The sequence below is a fragment of the Paracidovorax valerianellae genome, assembly GCF_900102625.1.
Classification (GTDB): domain Bacteria; phylum Pseudomonadota; class Gammaproteobacteria; order Burkholderiales; family Burkholderiaceae_C; genus Paracidovorax; species Paracidovorax valerianellae.
The window spans coordinates 22,686-44,750 of the sequence record NZ_FMZC01000016.1; the positions used below are offsets into that span (position 1 = coordinate 22,686).

At 67.7% G+C, this 22,065-nt stretch carries 20 protein-coding genes; 19 read left to right on the forward strand and 1 reads right to left on the reverse strand.

Annotated elements, in window-relative coordinates:
- Nucleotides 1-117 precede the first annotated feature (117 nt).
- The 9 genes from BLT03_RS19835 to BLT03_RS19870 all read left to right on the forward strand — a co-directional run bounded on the left by BLT03_RS19835 (nucleotide 118) and on the right by BLT03_RS19870 (nucleotide 10,450).
- Nucleotides 118-1,848, forward strand: a complete 1,731-nt coding sequence (locus BLT03_RS19835) for an AMP-binding protein (RefSeq protein ID WP_092745499.1) — start codon at nucleotides 118-120, stop codon at nucleotides 1,846-1,848.
- Nucleotides 1,845-3,449, forward strand: coding sequence for a carboxyl transferase domain-containing protein (locus BLT03_RS19840; protein ID WP_092745500.1), 1,605 nt, complete (start codon nucleotides 1,845-1,847; stop codon nucleotides 3,447-3,449). The genes BLT03_RS19835 and BLT03_RS19840 overlap by 4 nt, the downstream gene beginning before the upstream one ends.
- Nucleotides 3,450-3,480: 31 nt before the next feature.
- Nucleotides 3,481-4,653 (forward strand): dienelactone hydrolase family protein, encoded by a 1,173-nt coding sequence (locus BLT03_RS19845; protein WP_092745501.1) that lies wholly within the window; start codon nucleotides 3,481-3,483, stop codon nucleotides 4,651-4,653.
- A gap of 85 nt (nucleotides 4,654-4,738) precedes the next feature.
- Entirely contained in the window at nucleotides 4,739-5,527 is a 789-nt protein-coding gene (locus BLT03_RS19850) for an enoyl-CoA hydratase/isomerase family protein (protein ID WP_092745502.1), read from the forward strand.
- Nucleotides 5,528-5,538: 11 nt separating this feature from the next.
- Nucleotides 5,539-6,258 (forward strand): DUF4126 domain-containing protein, encoded by a 720-nt coding sequence (locus BLT03_RS19855; protein WP_092745503.1) that lies wholly within the window; start codon nucleotides 5,539-5,541, stop codon nucleotides 6,256-6,258.
- 115 nt (nucleotides 6,259-6,373) lie between these two features.
- A complete protein-coding gene (locus tag BLT03_RS25045) occupies nucleotides 6,374-6,496 on the forward strand; it encodes a hypothetical protein (protein WP_281243315.1) in 123 nt (40 codons plus the stop codon).
- Nucleotides 6,489-8,516, forward strand: coding sequence for an acetyl-CoA carboxylase biotin carboxylase subunit (locus tag BLT03_RS19860; protein ID WP_092745504.1), 2,028 nt, complete (start codon nucleotides 6,489-6,491; stop codon nucleotides 8,514-8,516). Before BLT03_RS25045 ends, BLT03_RS19860 begins: the two co-directional genes overlap by 8 nt.
- 37 nt (nucleotides 8,517-8,553) lie before the next feature.
- On the forward strand, nucleotides 8,554-9,483 hold the full coding sequence (locus BLT03_RS19865; RefSeq protein WP_092745505.1) for a 2-hydroxyacid dehydrogenase: 930 nt from the start codon (nucleotides 8,554-8,556) through the stop codon (nucleotides 9,481-9,483).
- A 52-nt stretch (nucleotides 9,484-9,535) separates the two neighbouring features.
- A complete protein-coding gene (locus BLT03_RS19870) occupies nucleotides 9,536-10,450 on the forward strand; it encodes a hydroxymethylglutaryl-CoA lyase (protein WP_092745506.1) in 915 nt (304 codons plus the stop codon).
- 28 nt (nucleotides 10,451-10,478) lie between these two features.
- Here BLT03_RS19870 and BLT03_RS19875 read toward each other — a convergent pair whose 3' ends face one another.
- Nucleotides 10,479-11,426 (reverse strand): LysR family transcriptional regulator, encoded by a 948-nt coding sequence (locus BLT03_RS19875; RefSeq protein WP_289623603.1) that lies wholly within the window; start codon nucleotides 11,424-11,426, stop codon nucleotides 10,479-10,481.
- A 186-nt stretch (nucleotides 11,427-11,612) separates the two neighbouring features.
- Between BLT03_RS19875 and BLT03_RS19880 the strand changes: the two genes are divergently transcribed.
- The 10 genes from BLT03_RS19880 (at nucleotide 11,613) to BLT03_RS19925 (ending at nucleotide 21,971) form a co-directional block, all read left to right on the forward strand.
- On the forward strand, nucleotides 11,613-13,145 hold the full coding sequence (locus BLT03_RS19880; RefSeq protein WP_092745549.1) for an ABC transporter substrate-binding protein: 1,533 nt from the start codon (nucleotides 11,613-11,615) through the stop codon (nucleotides 13,143-13,145).
- 45 nt (nucleotides 13,146-13,190) lie between these two features.
- The gene (locus BLT03_RS19885) at nucleotides 13,191-14,108 is read left to right on the forward strand and encodes an ABC transporter permease (RefSeq protein ID WP_092745507.1); all 918 of its coding nucleotides are present in this window, start codon (nucleotides 13,191-13,193) and stop codon (nucleotides 14,106-14,108) included.
- Between the two features lie 21 nt (nucleotides 14,109-14,129).
- The gene (locus tag BLT03_RS19890) at nucleotides 14,130-15,053 is read left to right on the forward strand and encodes an ABC transporter permease (RefSeq protein ID WP_092745508.1); all 924 of its coding nucleotides are present in this window, start codon (nucleotides 14,130-14,132) and stop codon (nucleotides 15,051-15,053) included.
- A 14-nt stretch (nucleotides 15,054-15,067) separates the two neighbouring features.
- On the forward strand, nucleotides 15,068-16,054 hold the full coding sequence (locus tag BLT03_RS19895) for an ABC transporter ATP-binding protein (RefSeq protein ID WP_092745509.1): 987 nt from the start codon (nucleotides 15,068-15,070) through the stop codon (nucleotides 16,052-16,054).
- Between the two features lie 20 nt (nucleotides 16,055-16,074).
- A complete protein-coding gene (locus BLT03_RS19900; RefSeq protein ID WP_092745510.1) occupies nucleotides 16,075-16,929 on the forward strand; it encodes an ATP-binding cassette domain-containing protein in 855 nt (284 codons plus the stop codon).
- Between the two features lie 47 nt (nucleotides 16,930-16,976).
- Entirely contained in the window at nucleotides 16,977-18,386 is a 1,410-nt protein-coding gene (locus BLT03_RS19905; RefSeq protein ID WP_092745511.1) for a M20 family metallopeptidase, read from the forward strand.
- Nucleotides 18,387-18,472: 86 nt separating this feature from the next.
- Entirely contained in the window at nucleotides 18,473-18,979 is a 507-nt protein-coding gene (locus tag BLT03_RS19910) for a YbaK/EbsC family protein (RefSeq protein WP_092745512.1), read from the forward strand.
- On the forward strand, nucleotides 18,976-19,251 hold the full coding sequence (locus BLT03_RS19915; protein ID WP_092745513.1) for a DUF1289 domain-containing protein: 276 nt from the start codon (nucleotides 18,976-18,978) through the stop codon (nucleotides 19,249-19,251). The genes BLT03_RS19910 and BLT03_RS19915 overlap by 4 nt, the downstream gene beginning before the upstream one ends.
- Complete coding sequence (locus tag BLT03_RS19920) at nucleotides 19,248-19,907, forward strand: 2-hydroxychromene-2-carboxylate isomerase (RefSeq protein ID WP_092745514.1); 660 nt, start codon at nucleotides 19,248-19,250, stop codon at nucleotides 19,905-19,907. The genes BLT03_RS19915 and BLT03_RS19920 overlap by 4 nt, the downstream gene beginning before the upstream one ends.
- A gap of 405 nt (nucleotides 19,908-20,312) precedes the next feature.
- Nucleotides 20,313-21,971 (forward strand): MFS transporter, encoded by a 1,659-nt coding sequence (locus tag BLT03_RS19925; protein ID WP_092745550.1) that lies wholly within the window; start codon nucleotides 20,313-20,315, stop codon nucleotides 21,969-21,971.
- Nucleotides 21,972-22,065 lie beyond the last annotated feature (94 nt).

Sequence of the window (22,065 nt, forward strand, 5' to 3'; positions counted from 1 at the left end):
TATTGCAACCTTTGTGACCCCATCTGTCATGCTGCAAGGCCCCGCGCGGGCGTATGCTGCGGCCCATCGCCGTTCCCCCCGGCTGGGCCGGGGGCGCGCAAAACGAGGAGACATTCCATGGATCGAATGAGCCCGAACGCCCCGTTGACCACCGCCCAAGCCAGTGGCTCCACGGCGGTGCCCCTGATCGAGCAGACCATCGGCGCCTTTTTCGCCGACATGGCGCAGCGCCAGCCCGACCGCGAGGCGCTGGTGAGCGCCCACCAGGGACTGCGCTACACCTACGGCCAGTTGCACACCGAGGCGCGCCGCCTGGCCAGCGCGCTGCTGGGCCTGGGGCTGCAAAAGGGCGACCGGGTCGGCATCTGGTCGCACAACAACGCCGAATGGGTGCTCATGCAACTGGCCACCGCGCAGGTGGGCCTGGTGCTGGTGAACATCAACCCCGCCTACCGCACGGCGGAGGTCGAATACGCACTCAACAAGGTCGGCTGCAAGGCGCTGGTGACCATGGCGCGCTTCAAGACCAGCGACTACCTGGGCATGCTGCGTGAACTGGCCCCGCAATGGGCTGCCGGCACGCCGGGCGAATTGCAGGCCGAACGGTTGCCGCAACTGCGCAGCGTGGTGTGGATCGACGGCGGCAGCGAGGGCAGCGCCGACGAGCCCGGCCTGCTGCGGTTTTCCGAACTGATGGCGCGGGGCGATGCCCAGGACGCGCGCATCGATGCCGTCGCCGCCACGCTGGATGCCAACGACCCCATCAACATCCAGTTCACCAGCGGCACCACCGGGTTCCCGAAGGGCGCCACGCTCACGCACCGCAACATCCTCAACAACGGCTTCTTCATCGGTGAGTGCATGCGGCTCACACCCGAGGACCGGCTGTGCATTCCCGTGCCGCTGTACCACTGCTTCGGCATGGTGCTGGGCAACCTCGCCTGCATGACGCACGGCGCCACCATCGTCTATCCGAACGACGGGTTCGACCCGCTCAAGGTGCTGGAGACGGTGCAGGCCGAACGCTGCACGGGCCTGCACGGCGTGCCCACCATGTTCATCGCCGAGCTCGACCACCCGCGCTTCAAGGAGTTCGACCTGTCCACGCTGCGCACCGGCATCATGGCCGGCTCGCCGTGCCCCATCGAGGTGATGAAGCGCGTGGTGAGCGACATGCACCTGTCAGAAATCACCATCGCCTACGGCATGACCGAGACCAGCCCCGTGAGCTGCCAGAGCAGCACCGAGACGCCGCTGGACAAGCGCGTTTCCACCGTGGGCCAGGTGCAGCCGCACCTGGAGATCAAGATCGTCGATCCCGAAACCGGCGCTGTGGTGTCGGTGGGCGAGCGCGGCGAGTTGTGCACGCGCGGCTACTCGGTCATGCACGGCTACTGGGACGACCCGGCCAAGACGCGCGAGGCCATCGACGAAGAAGGCTGGATGCACACCGGCGATCTGGCCACCATGGACGCCGAGGGCTACGTGAACATCGTCGGCCGCATCAAGGACATGGTGATCCGCGGGGGCGAGAACGTGTACCCGCGCGAGATCGAGGAGTTCCTGTACCGGCACCCCCAGGTGCAGGACGTGCAGGTGGTGGGCGTGCCCGATGCCCGCTACGGCGAAGAGCTGTGCGCCTGGATCATCGCCAAGCCCGGCGCGGCAGCGCCCACCGAAGACGACATCCGCGCGTTCTGCAAAGGCCAGATCGCGCATTACAAGGTGCCGCGCTACATCCGATTCGTCGCCGAGTTCCCGATGACGGTGACCGGAAAGATCCAGAAATTCAAGATCCGCGACGCCATGAAAGAACAGCTCGGCTTACAGGAAAGCACCACCGCATGATTCTCGAATCCCAACTTAATCCCCGCTCGGCCGACTTTCTGGCCAACGCCGCCGCCATGCGCGCGCTGGTCGAAGATCTGCATGCCCGCACGGCGCAGGTGGCGCAGGGCGGCGGCGAGGCCGCCCGCGCCAAGCACACCGCACGCGGCAAGCTGCTGCCGCGCGATCGCGTGCAGATGCTGCTGGACCCCGGCACGCCGTTCCTCGAACTGGCGCCCCTGGCCGCGCTCAACATGTACAACAACGACGCGCCGGGCGCCGGCCTGATCGCCGGCATCGGTCGCGTGAGTGGCGTGGACTGCATGGTGGTGTGCAACGACGCCACGGTGAAGGGCGGCACCTACTACCCCATGACGGTGAAGAAGCACCTGCGCGCGCAGGAGGTGGCCGCGCAGAACCACCTGCCGTGCATCTACCTGGTGGATTCGGGCGGCGCCAACCTGCCCAACCAGGACGAGGTGTTCCCCGACCGCGACCACTTCGGGCGCATTTTCTACAACCAGGCGCACATGAGCGCCCAGGGCATCGCTCAGATCGCCGTGGTGATGGGCTCGTGCACGGCGGGCGGCGCCTACGTGCCCGCCATGAGCGACGAATCCATCATCGTCAAGAATCAGGGCACCATCTTCCTGGGCGGCCCGCCGCTGGTGAAGGCGGCCACGGGCGAGGTCGTCACGGCCGAAGACCTGGGGGGCGGCGACGTGCACACGCGCCTGTCCGGCGTGGCCGACCACCTGGCGCAAAACGATCTGCACGCGTTGCAGCTGGCCCGTAACGCGGTGCGAAATTTGAATAGAAATAAGCCCGATGCCGCCGTATCCATTGCGCCGGCAGCTCCTAAATTAGGAGCGGAAGAGTTGTACGGCGTGATTCCGGTGGACACGCGCAAGCCCTTCGACGTGCGCGAGATCATCGCCCGCATCGTGGACGGCAGCGAGTTCGACGAGTTCAAGGCGCGCTACGGCAGCACGCTGGTCACGGGTTTTGCGCGCATCGAGGGCATGCCCGTGGGCATCATCGCCAACAACGGCATCTTGTTCAGCGAGTCGGCGCTGAAGGGCGCGCACTTCATCGAGCTGTGCTGCCAGCGCAAGATTCCGCTCGTGTTCCTGCAGAACATCACCGGCTTCATGGTCGGCCGCAAGTACGAGAACGAGGGCATCGCGCGCAACGGCGCCAAGATGGTCACGGCCGTGGCCACCGCTGCGGTGCCCAAGTTCACCATCGTCATCGGCGGCAGTTTCGGCGCCGGCAACTACGGCATGTGCGGGCGGGCGTATTCGCCGCGGTTTTTGTGGATGTGGCCCAACGCGCGCATCTCCGTCATGGGCGGCGACCAGGCGGCCAGCGTGCTCGCCACCGTCAAGCGCGACGGCATCGAAGGCAAGGGCGGCCAATGGAGCGCTGAGGAGGAAGAGGCGTTCAAGGCCCCGATCCGCCAGCAGTACGAGAACCAAGGCCATCCCTACTACGCCACCGCGCGGCTGTGGGACGACGGCGTGATCGACCCCGCCGACACGCGCCGCGTGCTGGCGCTGGGCTTGTCGGCCACGCGCAACGCACCGATCGAAGACACGAAGTTCGGCCTGTTCCGCATGTGACCGGCGCGTTGCCCCCGACCCTGACCCTGCCATGACCTTCCGTCGACATGCCCTGGCCTGGCTGCTGCGCTCCGCGTTGCTGTGGGGCGCCTTGCCTGCCCTGGCGCAGCTGGCGCCGTCCTCGCCGCCCACGCTGGATGCCGCGCTGCGCGAGCAGATCGTCATGGTGCGCAAGGGCGACGGGCCGCAAGCCACCGAGCTGGAAACCACCGTGTTCCGCCCGGCGGGCGCGGGGCCGTTTCCCGTGGTCGTGATCAATCACGGCAAGGCCGGAGGCAATCCGCGGCTGCAGGAGCGGGCGCGCTATCTGCCGGCGGCCCGGGCGTTCGTCGAGCGTGGCTACCTCGTGGTCGTGCCGATGCGCCAGGGGTTCGCGCACTCCACGGGCGCCTACCAGGGCAGCGGCTGCAACATCGAAAACAACGGCCGCGCGCAGGCCGCCGATGTGCAGGCCGTGCTCGCCTACGTGCGCCGCCTGCCGGACGCGGACAGCCAGCGCATCGTCGTCGTCGGCCAGTCGCACGGCGGGCTGACCACGATGGCCCTGGGCGCGTCGAAGCCGCCGCCGGGCGTGCGCGGCCTCATCAACTTCGCGGGCGGGCTGCGGCTGGAGCATTGCCCCGGCTGGGAAAGCAGCCTCGCCAGCGCGTTCGGTGCCTACGGGCAAGAGGCGCGCCTGCCTTCGCTGTGGTTCTACGGAGACAACGACTCGTATTGGTCCACCGCTCTGTCGCGCGACATGCACGCTCGCTACGTGGCCGCCGGCGGGCAGGCCCGGCTGGTGTCCTATGGCAAGTTCGGCACCGACTCGCACCGCCTGTTCGCCTCGCAAAGCGGGGTGCCGATCTGGCTGCCCGAGGTGGAGCGTTTCCTGGCCGGACTGGGCCTGCCGTCCCGGCCGGTGGTGCACATTCCGTTGATGCCGCACGACGCCCCGGTGCCGCAGGCCACCGATGCCTATCCGGTCGGCGATGCCGCCGCCGTTCCCTACGTGCGCGATCCGGCGCGCGAGGGCTACCGCAAGTTCCTGGCCTCGCCCTGGCCGCGGGCCTACGCGATTGCGCCCAGCGGCGCGTGGGCGTACTACTACGGCCGGGCGGACGCCATGGCCGCCGCAGTGGCCCGCTGCAACGAAAACGCCAAGGCCACCGGCGCCTGCCACCTGTACGCCGTGGACGACCACGTCGTGTGGAGCGCGCCATGACGCGAGCCGGCTTGCCGCCCCGCGGGCGTCCCGGTGCGCTGGCGACTCGCCTGGCTCTTTTACCCATGAACCGAGGACTCTTTCCATGAACTCCGTCCAGACGGCCTATGACGGCGCCGTGGCGCGCATCACGCTGGCCCAGCCCGAACTGCGCAATGCCTTCAACGACGAGACCATCGCCGCGCTCACCGCCGCCTTCACCGAAGCCGGTGCACGGAGCGACGTGCGGGCCGTGGTGCTGGCCGCGCAAGGCACGGCCTTTTGCGCCGGCGCCGACCTGAACTGGATGCGCCGCATGGCCGACTACACGCGCGAAGAGAACGTGGCCGATGCCGGTGCGCTGGCCGAGATGCTGCGAACCATCTACGAATGCCCCAAACCGACCATCGCCCGGGTGCAGGGCGACGTGTATGCCGGCGGCATGGGCCTGGTGGCGGCGTGCGACATGGCGGTGGCGGTGGATACCGCCGGCTTTTGCCTGTCGGAAGTGAAGCTTGGGCTCATCCCCGCGACCATCAGCCCGTATGTGATCCGCGCCATGGGTGCGCGGGCGGCGCACCGCTACTTCTTGACGGCCGAGCGTTTCGGCGCGGCCGAGGCCCTGCACCTCGGGTTTGTGCACGCGGTGGTCGAATTCGAGCAGTTCGACGACACCGTGGAGGCCTGGCTCAAGGCGCTCACGAGCGCCAGCCCTGCGGCCGTGCGCGCCTGCAAGCGCCTCGTGCAGGACGTGGCCGGCCGCGACATCGATGCCGCGCTGATCGCCGCCACGGTAGAAGGCATTGCCGACATCCGCGCGAGCGACGAAGGCCGCGAGGGCGTGCAGGCCTTCCTGCAAAAACGCAAGCCGTCCTGGCTGGCGGGGCCGGGCTGACCGGATCGGTCATGGACGCGCTCTGGCTGCAAATCGTCCAGTGGCTCCACACCGTGGGGCTGCATGTGGGCGCCGACACCGCCCGCGATGTGGCAGCCGGCGCAGCCCATGCCACGTCGGCGCTGGACTTGCCGGGCCTGCTGGCTCTGGCGGCCGCGCTGGGCTGGGCCAGCGGGTTTCGCCTGTATGCGGTGGTGTTCCTCGTGGGGCTCATGGGCGCGGGCGGCTGGCTGCCGTTGCCGGCCGGCCTGCACGGGCTGCAGCACCCGGCCGTGCTGGCCGTGAGCGGGCTGCTGCTGTGCGTGGAGTTCTTCGCCGACAAGGTGCCCTGGCTCGATAGCGCCTGGGACGCCGTGCACACCGTGATCCGCATTCCTGGCGGCGCGCTGCTGGCTGCGGGCGTGTTCGGTGCCGACAACGCCACCATGGGCCTCGTGGCCGGGCTGCTGGGCGGCTCGCTCTCGGCCACGGCACTGGCGACCAAGATGACCACGCGTGCGGCGGCCAACACCTCGCCCGAGCCGTTCTCCAACTGGCTGCTGTCGTTCTTCGAAGACGGCCTGGTGGTGGCCGTGGTGTGGCTGGCCACGCAGCACCCCGTGCTCTTCGGCTTTGCGCTGGTGGTCATGCTGGTGCTGTCGGTCCTGCTGCTGATCGTGCTCTTCAAATTCCTGCGCGCCGTGCTGCGGCGCGTGTCGTCCCTTTTTTCTGGTCCTGCGAAGGTGGTTTGAATGTTCTCCAAAATCCTGATTGCGAACCGGGGTGAAAACGGTTGCATCGCAGCTGTTTCGGCAAATGGCGTGGCACGCGCAGCGTGCGCAGGCGATTTCATCGCGGAGGTAGCCCATGTTTAAGAAGATCCTGATTGCCAACCGCGGTGAAAACGGTCGCATCGCAGCTGTTTCGGCAAATGGCGTGGCACGCGCAGCGTGCGCAGGCGATTTCATCGCGGAGGTAGCCCATGTTTAAGAAGATCCTGATTGCCAACCGCGGTGAAATCGCCTGCCGTGTGGCCGCGACTGCGCGCCGCCTGGGTGTCAAGACCGTGGCCGTGTATTCCGATGCCGATGCGGGTGCCAAGCACGTGGCCGCGTGCGACGAGGCCGTGCACATCGGCGGCAGCGCGCCCAAGGAAAGCTACCTGCAGTGGCAGCGCATCATCGATGCCGCGAAGGCCACGGGCGCCCAGGCAGTGCACCCTGGCTACGGCTTTCTGTCGGAGAACGAGGAGTTCGCCCAGGCCTGCGCCAACGCGGGCCTCGTGTTCATCGGGCCGCTACCGTCCGCCATTCAGGCCATGGGCCTGAAGGCCGAGTCCAAGCAGTTGATGGAAAAGGCCGGCGTGCCGCTGGTGCCCGGCTACCACGGCGCCGACCAGGACCCCGCGCTGCTGCAGCGCGAGGCCGACCGCATCGGCTACCCCGTGCTCATCAAGGCCAGCGCCGGCGGCGGCGGCAAGGGCATGCGTGCGGTGGACCGTGCGGAAGATTTCGCGGCCGCGCTGGCGTCGTGCCAGCGCGAAGCCATCAACAGCTTCGGCGACGATGCGGTGCTCATCGAAAAATACGTGCAGCGCCCGCGCCACATCGAAATCCAGGTGTTCGGCGACACGCTGGGCAACTATGTGTACCTGTTCGAGCGCGACTGCTCGGTGCAGCGCCGCCACCAGAAAGTGCTGGAAGAAGCGCCTGCGCCCGGCATGACGCCCGAACTGCGGGCGCAGATGGGCAACGCCGCCGTGGCCGCCGCGCGCGCCGTCCAATACGTGGGCGCAGGCACGGTGGAATTCATCGTGGAGCAACGGACCAGCGGCGCCATGCAGTTCTTCTTCATGGAAATGAACACCCGCCTGCAGGTGGAGCATCCGGTGACCGAAGCCATCACGGGCCAGGATCTGGTGGAGTGGCAATTGCGCGTGGCCTCGGGCGAGCCGCTGCCGCTCGCGCAAGACCAGTTGCGCATCACCGGCCATGCGATCGAAGCCCGCATCTGCGCCGAAAACCCCGACAACAACTTCCTGCCTGCCACCGGCACGCTGCACGTGTACCGCAAGCCGGCGGGCACCAGTTTCGAGCGCGCGCCGATGGATGGCGCAGGCGCCGGCGTGCGCGTCGACGACGGCGTGCGCGAGGGCGACGCGATCAGCCCGTTCTACGACTCGATGATCGCCAAGCTGATCGTGCATGGCGGCACGCGCGAGCAGGCGCTGGCCCGGCTCGACGAAGCGTTGGCGCAGACCCGCATCGTGGGCCTGTCCACCAACGTGCAGTTCCTGCGCCGCGTGGCCCGCACCGATTCGTTCGTGCAGGCCGACCTCGACACCGCACTGATCCCGCGCGAGCAGGCCGTGCTGTTCCACCAGGAGCCCGTGGGCCTGCCACTGGCCGCTGCTGCCGCCGTGGCCCAGACGCTGCTGCGCGAACGCGCGACCGAAGGGACCGACCCATTCAGCCGCCGCGATGGCTGGCAATCGCACGGTGTGACGCGCCGGCCCTTCGCGTTCGAGTTCGGTGGCGAGCCCGTGAATGCCTGGCTCACCTATGGCGCTGGCGGCGCCATGGTGCTGTCGGTGGGCGAGGGCGATGCCGAAGTGGCGGGGCCGCTGGCCTTCACGGCCGAAGGTGAGGGCATGGACCTGCGATTCGCCGGCCAGCGCACGCGCGCCGTGGTGCATGCGCAGGGCGAGACCGCCCACGTCTTCACGCCGCACGGCGCCACGCAGATCATTGCCATCGACCTGCTGGCCCATGCGGGCGAGACGCAGGCGGAAGGCGGGCGCCTTACCGCGCCCATGCCGGGCAAGGTGGTGTCGTTCGCCGTCAAGGCGGGCGATACCGTCGCCAAGGGCCAGGCGCTGGCCGTGATGGAGGCCATGAAGATGGAACACACCATCGCCGCGCCGGTGGACGGCACGGTGCAGGAACTGCTCTACGCCCCCGGCGATCAGGTGACCGAGGGTGCCGAACTGCTCAAGCTCTCGCCCGCGTGACAGCGCGCAGCACGCAGTCGCGCTACGCTTTCCCGCCATGAACATCACTTTCTGCTGTACCCATACCAAGGCCGAACCCTGGCTGCAAGGCCTTCAGGCCGCGCTGCCTGAAGCGCACATTACCGTCTGGCAACCCGGGGCGCCGCCCGCCGACTTCGCGGTCGTCTGGGCGCCGCCCCAGCAATTCATGGACGAGCAGTCCGGCCTCAAGGCACTGTTCAACATCGGTGCCGGCGTGGACGCGCTGCTGGCCCTGCGCCTGCCGGCCGGCGCGCAGGTGGTGCGGCTGGACGACGCCGGCATGGCCGTGCAAATGGCCGAATACGTATGCCACGCGGTGATTCGCCACTTCCGCGAGTTCGAGGCCTACGAGGCCGACATGCGGACCGGTGGCTGGGCCTTTCGCCGGCCGCGCTTGCGCGGCGATTTTCCCGTCGGCGTGATGGGCCTGGGCGTGCTGGGCGAGCGCGTGGCCAAAGCGCTCGCGCAGTTCGAGTTTCCGGTGAACGGCTGGAGCCGCTCGCCCAAGGCCATTGAAGGCGTGCGCGCCTTTCATGGCGCAGACGGGGAGCAGGGTTTCGATGCTTTCCTCGCGGCGAGCCGCGTGCTGGTGAACCTGCTTCCCTTGACGCCCGAGACGCAGGACGTCATGAACCGCAGCACGCTGTCGCGCCTGCAGCCGGGCGGCTATGTGATCAACGTGGCGCGCGGCGCGCACCTGGTCGAAGAAGACCTGATCGCGCTCATCGATGAGGACCATCTGGCCGGGGCCACGCTCGACGTGTTCCGCACCGAGCCGCTGCCTGCCAGCCATCCGCTGCGCACGCACCCCAAGATCACGACCACGCCCCATACCTCGGCCCGCACGCTGCGCGAAGAAAGCATCGCCCAGATCGGGCGCAAGATCGCCGCCCTGCAGCGCGGCGAGCCGGTCGCGGGCATTGTGGACCCCCGGCGCGGCTACTAGCGGCGGCTGGTGTCCGCATCCCCTGGAACCCCATCACAGCAGGATTTCCCCCATGAGCAGCAGCATTCCTTCCCGCGTCAAACTCGTCGATGTGGGCCCGCGCGACGGCCTGCAGAACGAAAAGTCGCCCGTGCCCGCCGCCGTAAAGATCGGCCTCGTGCACCGCCTGCAGGCCGCGGGCCTCACCGAGATCGAGGTCACCAGCTTCGTGTCGCCCAAATGGGTGCCGCAGATGGCCGACAACGTGGAGGTGATGGCCGGCATCGAGCGCCAGCCCGGCGTGCGCTATTCGGTGCTCACGCCGAACCTCAAGGGCTACGAGGCGGCCGTGCCGACGCGGCCCGACGAGATCGTGGTGTTCGGCTCGGCCAGCGAGGCGTTCAGCCAGAAGAACATCAATTGCAGCATCGCCGAGAGCATCGAGCGATTCGCGCCCGTGGTCGAGGCGGCGCTGGCCGCCGGCATTGCGGTGCGGGGCGCGATGAGCTGCACCGTGGGCTGTCCGTACGAAGGCGAGGTGGCGCCCGAGCGCGTGGCGTACCTGGCCGGGCTCATGAAGCAGATCGGCGTGCAGCACGTGGGCGTGGCCGACACCATCGGCGTGGGCACGCCGCGCAAGGTGCAGCGCGCCATGGAGGCGACGCTGCAGCACTATGGCATCGATGCGGTGTCGGGCCATTTCCACGACACCTACGGGCAGGCGCTGGCCAACACGCTGGCCTCGCTGGAGATGGGCGTTTGGCAGTACGACACCTCGGTCGCCGGCCTGGGCGGTTGCCCCTACGCCAAAGGCGCTACGGGCAACGTGGCGACCGAAGACGTGGTCTACATGTTGCATGGCATGGGCATCGACACCGGCATCGACCTGGACAAGCTCATCGATGCGGGCGCGTACATCAGCGACTTCCTCGGCCGGCCTTCGAACTCGCGCGCGGCCAAGGCTCTGCTGACCAAGCGGCTGGGCTGACCCGCCGCACTGACCCGCCGCAGAACGCTCAGCCGCCCGGCAGCGGTGCTGCCACGTTCTGCAACTGTTCCTTGAGGTGCACCAGGAACGATTGCGCAGCGCGTGACAGCGTGCGTCCCATCAGCGTCTGCACTTCGATGTTGCGCAGGTCGAGGCCCCGGTCGCGCAGGCGCACGCAGGCCATCTCTTCGCGCTCGATCTGGTAGCGCATGGTGATCTCGCCCGAGATGGAGACCCCCTCGGGCTCGTGCTTCACGAAGCCGAACAGGCTGGCGATGTAGTTGCTGGTCAGTACCGGATCGATCTGCACCTTCTGGCGGCTGCAGGCGATGTCGAACAGCTGCCGCACCGTGGTGTCGAGCTCGGGCAACGCGACCGGGTAGTTCTGCAATTGCGACAGGCTGACCTGCTGGAAACGCGTGAGCGGGTGGCCGCGCTGCACCACGGCCATCACCGGCGAAGGCTGCAGCAGCTCGATGCGGATGTCCTTTTCCGCGTTGCGGCTCATGGTGATGCCGATGTCCGCATCGCCCAGCAGCACGCGGCGCGTGCTTTCGGCGGGCGGGAACACGCCCAGATGGAACTGGATGCCCGGGTGCCGGCGGCGGAAGTCGCTGATGAGCCGGGGCAGAAATTCGAGCGCGAAACCCTCGGACGACGCAAGGCGCACCCGCCCGCGTTCCATGCCTTGCAGCGCCTGCATTTCATGCACCACGCGCTCGGCGTCATGGGCGGATTTCTGCGCGTGCACCGCCAGCAACTCGCCCGCTGCGCTCGGCACCATGCCGCGCGCGTGGCGGTCGAAGAGCGATGCCCCCAGCAGGTCTTCCAGGTGCGCGATGTGCCGGCTGATGGCAGAGCCCGCCACGTTCAGCCGCTGCGAGGCTTCGCTGATCGAGCCGCAGCGCACCACTTCGAGAAAGTAGCGCAGGGCGGTGTCCTGCAATTGGCGGGCGACGATTTGCGAGCGTTTCATGGCGGGGTGGCACAAAAGGCGTTGTGCATTGCAACAGTGGCTGGAGCATAGAGGCACTGCTGCGCGAGCGTTGCCTTTTCGATAGCGCTCGCCGCGATATTCGGTAATGGCGAAAACGCGCCCGAGGTCCCATTCTTGCTCCCGGTCATGGTGTTTTCCTGGTTCATCACGATGAAGGAGTTCGCAATGGGGCATTTATTCACCCAATGGGTGCGTCGGGGTTGCCTGGCGCTGGGCGTGGCGGTCTGTGCGGCGAGCGCGCATGCCAACAAGGCCAACGACACCTTGACCTACGCCTCGGACAACGAGGTCGAGAACGTCAGCCCGTACCACAACAACATGCGCGAAGGCGTCGTGCTGGCGGCCATGGCCTGGGACACGCTGCTCTACCGCGACACCAAGACCGGCGAGATCAAGCCCCAGTTGGCGACCGCGTGGAAGTGGGAAACGCCCACCGCGCTGCTCCTCACCCTGCGCCAGGGCGTGACCTTCCACAACGGCGACAAGCTCACGGCCGACGATGTGGGGTACACCTTCAACGTGGTGACCGGGCCCGACGCCAAGATCGCCACGCGCCAGAACACCGACTGGATCAAGAGTGTGGACAAGGTGGGCGACTACGAAGTGCGCATCCACCTCAAGACGCCCTTCCCGGCGGCGCTCGAATACCTGGCCGGCCCCACGCCCATCTATCCGGCGGCCTATTTCGCCAAGGTGGGGCTGGAAGGCTTCAGCAAGGCGCCTGTGGGCAGCGGCCCCTACAAGATCACCGCCGTGGTGCCCGGGCAGGGCGTGACGATGGTGAAGAACACCGCCTATTTCAAGGACAGCCCGGTGGGCCAGCCGAAGATCGGCACCGTGAAGTTCACCGTCATCCGCGATCCGGAGGCCCGCATGGCCCAACTGATGACCGGCGCGGTGGACTGGATCTGGCGCGTGCCAGCCGACCAGGCCGACTCGCTCAAGGCGGCGCCGAATCTCTCGGTGCTCAGCGGCGAGACCATGCGCGTGGGCTTCATCTCCATCAACAACAACGGCACCACGCCCGAAGCCGCGCCATTCAAGGACCCCCGCGTGCGCCAGGCGCTCAACTACGCCATCAACCGCAAGGGCCTGGCCGACAGCCTGGTGCGCGGCGGCAGCCAGCCGGTGTATGCGCCGTGCTTTCGCACCCAGTTCGGCTGCGACACCAGCAAGGTGCAGCAGTACGAATACAACCCGGCCAAGGCCAAGGCATTGCTGGCCGAGGCGGGCTACCCGAACGGGTTCGACACCGCCCTGTGGGCCTACCGCGAGCGTGAATATGCCGAGGCGATGATCGGCGACCTGCGCAAGGTGGGCATTCGCGCCCGGCTGCATTTCGTGCAGTACCCGGCGCTGCGCACCGAACTGCGCGCCGGCCGTGCACCGCTCACGTTCCAGGCGTGGGGATCGTTCTCGATCAACGACGCATCGGCCTTCGTGGGCAACTTCTTCAAGGGTGGCCCGGACGACACCGCCAAGGACCCGCAGGTCATCGCGCTGATGCAGACGGCCGACGCCACGGTGGACAAGGCCGAGCGCAAGGCCAAGTACGCGCAGGCGCTGCAGCGCATTTCGACCCAGGCCATGTGGGCGCCGCTGTTCACGTATTCGACCAACTACGCGTTCACGTCGGACCTGAAGTTCGAAGCCCAGCCCGACGAGCTGCCGCGCTTCTTCCAGGCCAGCTGGAAGTAACGGCCCCGTCGCCGCTGCTTCCCCACCCATTCACGGGCCAGTGTCATGTTGATCTACATCTTTCGTCGGTTGCTCGTGGCGCTGAGCGTCATGCTGACCGTGGCGGTCGTCAGCTTCATGCTGCTGCACCTCTCGGGTGACCTCGCCACCGCCATCGCCGGGCCGGAATCGAGCGCGGCCGACGTGGAGAAGATCCGCATCCAGTACGGGCTGGACCGCCCCATCGTGGAGCAGTTCTTCGACTGGCTGGGCGCGGCGGCGCGGCTGGATTTCGGGCGGTCGTTCTACTTTCAGAACACGGTGATGGAGCTGGTCGGCGAACGCCTGCCGATCACGCTCAAGCTCGGTGGTGTGGCTTTGCTGCTGGCCGTGGTGGTGGCCATACCGCTCGGAGTGCTGGCCGCGCTGTACCGTGACACCTGGATCGACCGCGTCGCGCTGATGGTGGCGGTGGTGGGGCAGGCCATGCCGACCTTCTGGTTCGCGCTCACGCTGGTGTTGCTGTTCGCCGTGGGCCTGAAATGGCTGCCGGTGGCGGGCAACAGCAGTTGGCAGCATTTCGTACTGCCCGCGGTGGCGCTGGGCTACTACGCCATGCCGGCCATGATGCGGCTCACCCGGGCCGGCATGCTCGACGTGATGGGGGCGGACTACATCCGCACTGCACGCGCCAAGGGCCTGAGCCGCTCGCGCGTGGTGTTCAAGCACGCGCTGCGCAACGCCATCATTCCCGTGGTGGCGCTGGCGGCGGTGGAACTGGGTTTCATGCTGGGCGGCTCGGTGGTCATCGAGTCGGTCTATTCGATGCAGGGGCTGGGCCAGCTGGCGTGGGATTCGATCGCACGTAACGACTATCCCGTGGTGCAGGCCGTGGTGCTGATCATCGCGGTGTTCTACATCGCGCTCACCTTCCTGGCCGACGTGCTCAACGCCGCACTCGACCCGCGCATGCGTACCCGCTGAACGGCTGGAACGGAGATTTCCATGAACGCATCCACTGTTCTTTCTTCGCCGGCCCCCGCTGGGACCGCGGCCCTGGCCGTTCCGTCGCCGCCCGCGTGGCGCCGCTGGCTGCGCCGCGTGCTGGGCCAGCGGGGCCTGGTGCTGGGCGCCGTGGTGCTCGCCCTGGCGGCCATCGCCGCGCTGCTGGCGCCCTGGATCAGCCCGCACGACCCGTACACGCAAGACGTCACGCAGCGGCTCATTCCGCCGGTGTGGCACGCCAAGGGCAGCTGTGAGCACGTGCTGGGCACCGACAAACTGGGCCGCGACTACCTGAGCCGCCTCATCTATGGCGCCCGTGTGTCGCTGCTGATCGGGCTGCTCACGGCGCTCATCGCGGGCACCATCGGCACGACGCTGGGCGTGCTGGCGGGCTACTTCGGCGGCAAGGTGGACGCGGTGATCAGCTACATCATCACCACGCGCCTGGCCATGCCGGTGGTGCTGGTGGCACTGGCCATGGCGTCGCTGGTGGGCGGGTCGCTGCAAGTGGTGATCGTGCTGCTCGGCCTGCTGCTGTGGGACCGTTTCGCCATCGTCACCCGCTCGGCCACGCAGCAACTGCGCGATGCCGAGTTCATCGCCGCGGCCAAGGCGCTGGGCGCCTCGACCCCGTACATCCTGGTGCGCGAACTGCTGCCCAACCTGATGAGCGCGCTCACCGTGGTGGCTACGCTGGAGATGGCGCACGCCATCCTGCTCGAATCGACGCTGTCGTTCCTCGGCCTGGGCGTGCAGCCGCCCACGCCGTCGTGGGGGCTCATGGTGGCGGAAGGCAAGGCCTACATGTTCTTCCAGCCCTGGGTGATCCTGATTCCCGGTGTGGTGCTGGCCGTGCTGGTGCTGGCCATCAACCTGGTGGGCGACGGCCTGCGCGACCTCACCGCGCCGGACGGCCGCAATTGAAAGGCACGAACCCCATGACCACTCCCTTGCTCGAAGTCAAGAACCTGCGGGTCGACCTGCCGACCGAGCGCGGCATGCTGCATGCGGTGCGGGGCATCGACTTTCATGTGAACCGCGGCGAGCTGCTGTGCCTGGTGGGCGAGTCGGGCTGCGGCAAGTCGATGACGTCACTGGCGCTGATGGGCCTGCTGCCGCGCAAGGCCGTGCGCACGGCCGACCATCTCCGGTTCGATGGCACCGAACTGCAGGGCCTGCCGGAGCGCGGCATGGCGGCGCTTCGCGGCGCCCGCATGGCGATGATCTTCCAGGAGCCCATGACGTCGCTCAACCCCTCGTACACGCTGGGCGACCAGCTGTGCGAGGCGCTGCGCGCGCATCGCAAAGTGAGCATGGCGCAGGCCCGTGAGCGTGCCGTGTACCTGCTGGAACGTGCTGGCGTCCCGCAGGCATCCGACCGCATGCGGCAATATCCGCACCAGCTGTCGGGCGGCCTGCGCCAGCGCGTGATGATCGCCATGGCGCTCATGTGCGAGCCCGACTTGATCATTGCCGACGAGCCCACCACGGCGCTGGACGTGACCATTCAGGCGCAGATCCTGCGGCTCCTGCGCGAGCTGCAGCAGGAGTTCGGCATGGCGGTGGTGTTCATCACGCACGACCTGGGCGTGGTGGCGCGCATCGCCGACCGCGTGGCCGTGATGTACGCAGGCGAGGTGATCGAAACCGCGCCGGTGGCCGAGCTGTTCGCGAGGCCCACGCATCCCTATACCCAGGGGTTGCTCCAGTGCATTCCCGTGCGCGGCAAGACGCTGCCGGGCAGCCGCCTGCAGGCCATTCCCGGCGTGGTGCCGAGCCTGGTCGGCACGGTGCAGGGCTGCGCCTTCGCCAACCGCTGCACGCACGTGCAGCCGGCTTGTGCCCATACGCCACCGTATGTCGCGTTGAATGCCCGGCATGCGGCCCGCTGCGTGCAGGCCCAGTCTCTGGCGGAGGCCGTATGACAACCAAGTCACCCGTTCCCTTGACCACCCCGTCTGCCTTGCCTGCACCGCCGGGCAGCGACATCGCGCTCGAACTCTGCGCGCTGCACCGCAGCTTCCGGCTGAAGCGCGGGCTGTTCCGTGCCCCCGGCGAGATCCACGCCGTGAACGACGTTTCGCTGCGCATCCGCAAGGGCGAAACGCTGGGCCTGGTGGGCGAATCCGGCTGCGGCAAGAGCACGCTGGCCAAGATGCTGCTGGGCCTGCTCCCGCCCAGTTCGGGCAGCGTGCTGGTCGATGGCAAGGAGATCGACCCGCGCCACCGGCGTGCGCTGGCGCGGCGCATCCAGCCCATCTTCCAGGATCCCTATTCGTCGCTGAACCCGCGCCGCACGGTGGCGGACATCGTCGGCGTGCCGCTGCGCCTGCACCATGTCGGCACCGCTGCCGAGCAGCGCCAGCGCGTGCGCGAAATGCTCGATCTGGTCGGCATGCCCGAGCGCAGTCATTCGCAGTACCCCAACCAGTTGTCGGGTGGACAGCGCCAGCGCGTGGCCATCGCGCGGGCGCTGGTGCTGCGGCCGGACATCCTGATCTGTGACGAGCCGACTTCCGCGCTCGACGTATCGGTGCAGGCGCAGATCCTGAACCTGCTGCTCGACCTCAAGGCCGAGTTCGGGCTGACCTATCTGTTCATCAGCCACGACCTGGGCGTGGTGGAGCACCTGGTGGACCGCGTGGCGGTGATGTACCGCGGCGCCATCGTGGAGCTGGGCACGCGCGAGCAGATCTTCGCCCGGCCCGAGCACCCCTACACCCGCCGGCTGCTGGCCTCCGCGCTCACGCCCGAGCCGGGCCTGGGCATTCCCGACATCGAGCGCGCCGCCATGGCCTGAGCGGCCCGGCCGATCTTCCATCCACCCCCACCCCGAGGACTTTTCCCATGAGCCGTGACCAAGCCATTGCCCAGACGCTGGCCTGCTTCGACGACGGGCGCTTTCAGCAGACGCTGGCACGCCGGGTCGCCTTTCGCACCGAAAGCCAGAACGCCGCCAGCGGCCCAATCCTGCATGCCTACCTGACCGAAGAGATGGTGCCCCAGCTGCACGCGCTGGGCTTTGCCTGCCGCGTCGTGGACAACCCGGTGCCAGGCAAGAGCCCCTTTCTGCTGGCCGAGCGCACGGAAGAGGGCGCTGCTTTCACGCTGCTCACCTACGGGCACGGCGACGTGGTGCGCGGCTACGACGCCCAGTGGCGCGTGGGCCTCAAGCCCTGGGACATCGTGGTCGAAGGCAACCGCTGGTATGGCCGCGGCACGGCGGACAACAAGGGCCAGCACACCATCAACCTCACCGCGCTGGAGCAGGTGCTCGCGGTGCGCGGCGGGCGCCTGGGCTACAACGTGAAGATCATCCTGGAGATGGGCGAGGAAGACGGCTCGCCCGGCCTGGACGCCGTGTGCGCGAAGGAACGCGAAGCGCTGGCGGCGGACCTGTTCCTGGCGTCGGATGGCCCGCGCGTGTCGGCCTCGCGCGCCACCTTGTTTCTTGGATCGCGTGGCGTCTTCAACTTCGACCTGCACGTGAAGCTGCGCGACGGCGGCCACCATTCGGGCAACTGGGGCGGCCTGTTGCGCAACCCCGGCATCCGGCTGGCCCATGCCATCGCCAGCCTGATCGACGAGCGGGGCCGCATCCAGGTGCCGGGCCTGCGGCCCGCAGAGGTGCCGGCGAGCGTGCGCGAGGCGCTGCGCGACATCGAAGTGGGCGGCGGTCCCGACGATCCCGAGATCGATGTGGACTGGGGCGAGCCCGGGCTGACCCCGTCAGAGCGCGTGATCGGCTGGAACAGCCTGGAGGTGCTGGCCTTCACCACCGGCAACCCGGCCATGCCGGTGCACGCCATTCCGTCCGAGGCCCGCGCGCACTGCCACATGCGATACGTGGTCGGCTGCGATCCGACGGCCTTCCTGGACCACATCCGCGAGCATCTGAATGCCCGCGGCTTCACCGACGTGGAGGTGCGCGGCACCGACGTTCACATGGCCGCCACCCGGCTGGACCCGGACGACGCGTGGGTGCGCTGGGGTTTGGCCTCCATAGAGCGCTCCACGGGCCGGCGCCCCGCGCTGCTGCCCAACCTGGGCGGCTCGCTGCCCAACGATGTGTTCTCCGAAACGCTGGGCCTGCCCACGCTCTGGGTGCCGCATTCCTACCCTGCGTGCTCGCAGCACGCGCCCAACGAACACATCCTGGCCGACGTGACCCGGGAATCGCTGCACATCATGGCGGGGCTGTTCTGGGACCTGGCCGAGCAAGGCCCGGGCGTGCACCGGGAGCGCGCCACCGCCTGAGGTCGCGCGCGGGGCTGCGCCCGGCGGTGGCCGTCGCTAAGATTCACGGCTTTGGACCATCGGCCTTCGGGCTCTGAGAGATCTCCATGTGCGCAGCCGAACTCATTCCTCTTCCCGAAGGCGTCCAGCGCGTGGCTTCCACGCTGCAGACGCTGGGCCATCCGCACATGCCGCGCATGCTGGACGATGCAGCGCGCACCGCGCAGCAAGCGGCCGATGCGCTGGGCATCCTCGTCGGCCAGGTTGCCAAGAGCATCATCTTCCGGCGCAAGAGCGATGACGCCGCCGTGCTGGTGGTCACCTCGGGCGACCGGCGCGTGGATGAAAAGAAGGTCGAGGCGCACGTGGGCAAGATCGGCCGGGCCGACGCCGAGTTCGTCAAGGCGCGCACGGGTTTTTCGATCGGCGGGGTGTCCCCGGTGGGCCACGCGACGCCGCCCGTCACGCTGATCGACCGCGAGCTGTTCCGCTTCGAGGAGATCTGGGCGGCCGCCGGCCACCCGCACAGCGTTTTCGCGCTGCGCCCGCAAGACCTCGAAAAACTCACCGGCGCCCCCGTGGTCGATGTCGTGCAGGCACCGGTGGCCGCATGAGTGCTACTGAATCGATAGCTGCTCGCGCAATGCTGCTGGGCGCTGGAGGCTATTTTGACGAGAACAGCGGTGAGGGCGTGCCCTCGCCCTGCATCTCGGTGTGCCGCCTCTCGGCCGATGGCACGTTCTGCGACGGCTGCTTTCGCACCCTGGACGAAATCCGTGTGTGGGCCGGCGCCGATTCCGCCGAGCGCCGCGCCATCTGGGGCCGTTTGGCGCAGCGCGCGGGCTTCGAGTTTCCGCCACCGTCTCCGTTCGAGGACTTGCCGTGAAGCACATCACCTTCTATCTGGACTTCGTCTCTCCGTATGCCTGGCTGGCGTTCGAGCAACTGCCGCAGGCCCTGGAAGGATTGAGCTACAGCGTCGAATACCGTCCCGTGCTGCTGGGCGCGCTGCTGCAGCGCAACGGCAACCCCGGCCCGGCCGGCATTCCGGCCAAGCGGCTGTGGACCTATCGGCATGCGGAGTGGCTCGGCCATTCCCTGGGCACAGGCCTCGCGATGCCGGCGCAGCACCCGTTCAACCCGCTGCCGCTGCTGCGCCAGGCGCTGGCCTGCAGCGATGACGGCGCCGTCAACCGTTTCGTGGCCAGCACCATACTGCGCCACGTATGGCTGGGCGGCCACGACGCCAACGATCCGGCGCGGCTGCAGGCCCTGGCCGAAGCCCTGGCGCCACAGGTGCGGCCCGGCGCCGCCCAGCCCGCCGGCACCAACGCCAAGGCACTGCTGCGCGCCAACACCGATGCAGCGGCGCAGCGCGGCGTGTTCGGCGTACCGGCGTTCGAAGTGGATGGCCGTCTGTTCTGGGGACTGGACAGCCTGCCGATGCTGCGCGCCTGCCTGGCCGGCGATCCCTGGTTCGAAGGCCCCGCCTGGGGTGGTGCCGAGGCGTTGCCCTCGGGCTTGCCGCCTGCGGCGGCTTGAAATTCCGCCCACGGAGTCTTGGCGGATCGCCATGCTGCGCAAGGCGCCGGCTCCGCTCAAAGCGCATGGGTGGCCGATTTCCTTGAAGTTCCCACCATTTCAGGGTTAGTCCCCGGCAGGGTTTTCCCGTGGCGGTGCAATGCCGCACAGGCCGGCGCAAAGGCTTGGCGAGCGGCATTTCGGCTGTTTTAGGCCCCGATTTACCGCATCGAGAAATGGCGGGTCAGGGTTGGCCCTCGGTTTGTCAGTTGCGAGTCAGTCCGGCGTGCCGGACGGTGCTGCGTGCTTGTCAGTGTTCGGTCAGATGCGCGTCCGATATTGCGGTCCAGGTTGCGACGAGTGCCCGGAAACCCCATCGCACCGTGCATTCCCGCGTCCCCCCGACAACCTATGGAGACAAGCACCATGGCTACCAATGTTGCACCCCGGCCCATGTCGCCGGAAGAAAGAAAAGTCATCTTTGCCTCGTCGCTGGGCACTGTGTTCGAGTGGTATGACTTCTACCTCTACGGCTCGCTCGCGGCCATCATCGCCAAGCAGTTCTTCAGCGGCCTGGATGCGGGCTCGGCCTTCATCTTCGCGCTGCTGGCGTTCGCTGCGGGCTTCATTGTGCGGCCCTTCGGCGCGCTGGTGTTCGGCCGCCTGGGCGACATGATCGGGCGCAAGTACACCTTCCTCGTCACCATCCTGATCATGGGCCTGTCCACGTTCATCGTGGGCATCCTGCCGACCTACGCCAGCATCGGCGTGGCAGCGCCGGTCATCCTGATCGCGCTGCGCATGCTGCAGGGCCTGGCGCTCGGTGGCGAATACGGTGGTGCCGCGACCTATGTGGCCGAGCATGCGCCGCACGGCAAGCGCGGCGCCTACACGTCCTGGATCCAGACCACCGCCACGCTGGGCCTGTTCCTGTCGCTGCTGGTGATTCTGGGCACGCGCACGATCATGGGCGAACAGGCCTTCGGAGACTGGGGCTGGCGCATTCCGTTCCTGGTGTCCATCCTGCTGCTGGGCATCTCGGTGTGGATCCGCTTGTCGCTGTCCGAATCCCCCGCCTTCCAGAAGATGAAGGCCGAGGGCAAGACCTCCAAGGCGCCGCTGTCCGAATCGTTCGGCCAATGGAAAAATCTGAAGATCGTGATCCTGGCGCTGATCGGCCTGACCGCCGGCCAGGCCGTGGTCTGGTACACGGGCCAGTTCTACGCGCTGTTCTTCCTCACGCAGCAGCTCAAGGTGGATGCCGTCACGGCCAACCTGATGATCGCCGCCGCGCTGTTGATCGGCACGCCGTTCTTCGTCGTGTTCGGCACGCTCTCCGACAAGATCGGCCGCAAGCCCATCATCATGGTCGGCTGTGTGCTGGCCGTCCTGACGTACTTCCCCGTGTTCAAGGCCCTGACCGAAGCGGCCAACCCCGACCTCGCCGCTGCCCAGGCCAAGAACAAGGTGGTGATCGTGGCCGACCCGGCCGAGTGCTCGTTCCAGTTCAACCCGACCGGCACGTCCAAGTTCACCAGTTCGTGCGACATCGCCAAGCAGGTGCTGGCCGCCGGCTCGGTGAGCTATGACAACGAAGTGGCCCCCGCCGGCACGCCTGCGGTGATCAAGATCGGCTCGACGACCATCCCGAGCTACAGCGCCAAGGGCTTGCCGGCCGATCAGGTCAAGGCCAAGGACGCCGAGTTCAAGAAAGCGGTGGCCGACACGCTGAAGGCCGACGGCTATCCGACCAAGGCCGATCCCGCCAAGATGAACAAGCTGATGATGGTCGTCATCCTGACGTACCTCGTGCTGCTCGTGACCATGGTGTACGGCCCGATCGCCGCCATGCTGGTGGAGATGTTCCCCACTCGCATCCGCTACACGTCCATGAGCCTGCCGTATCACATCGGCAACGGCTGGTTCGGCGGCCTGCTGCCCACCACCTCGTTCGCGATCGTGGCCCAGACCGGCAACATGTACAACGGCCTCTGGTATCCCATCATCATCGCGGGCGCCACGGCCATCATCGGCACGCTGTTCATCCGCGAAACCAAGGACGTGGATATTTACGCGAACGATTGAACTTGTTCCTCTGCGCTTTGGCGGACCACTGCAATTCAGTGGTCCGCAGCGCGGAAAGAGGGCCATGTGTTGGCAAAAAACGCCAAAGTGTGGT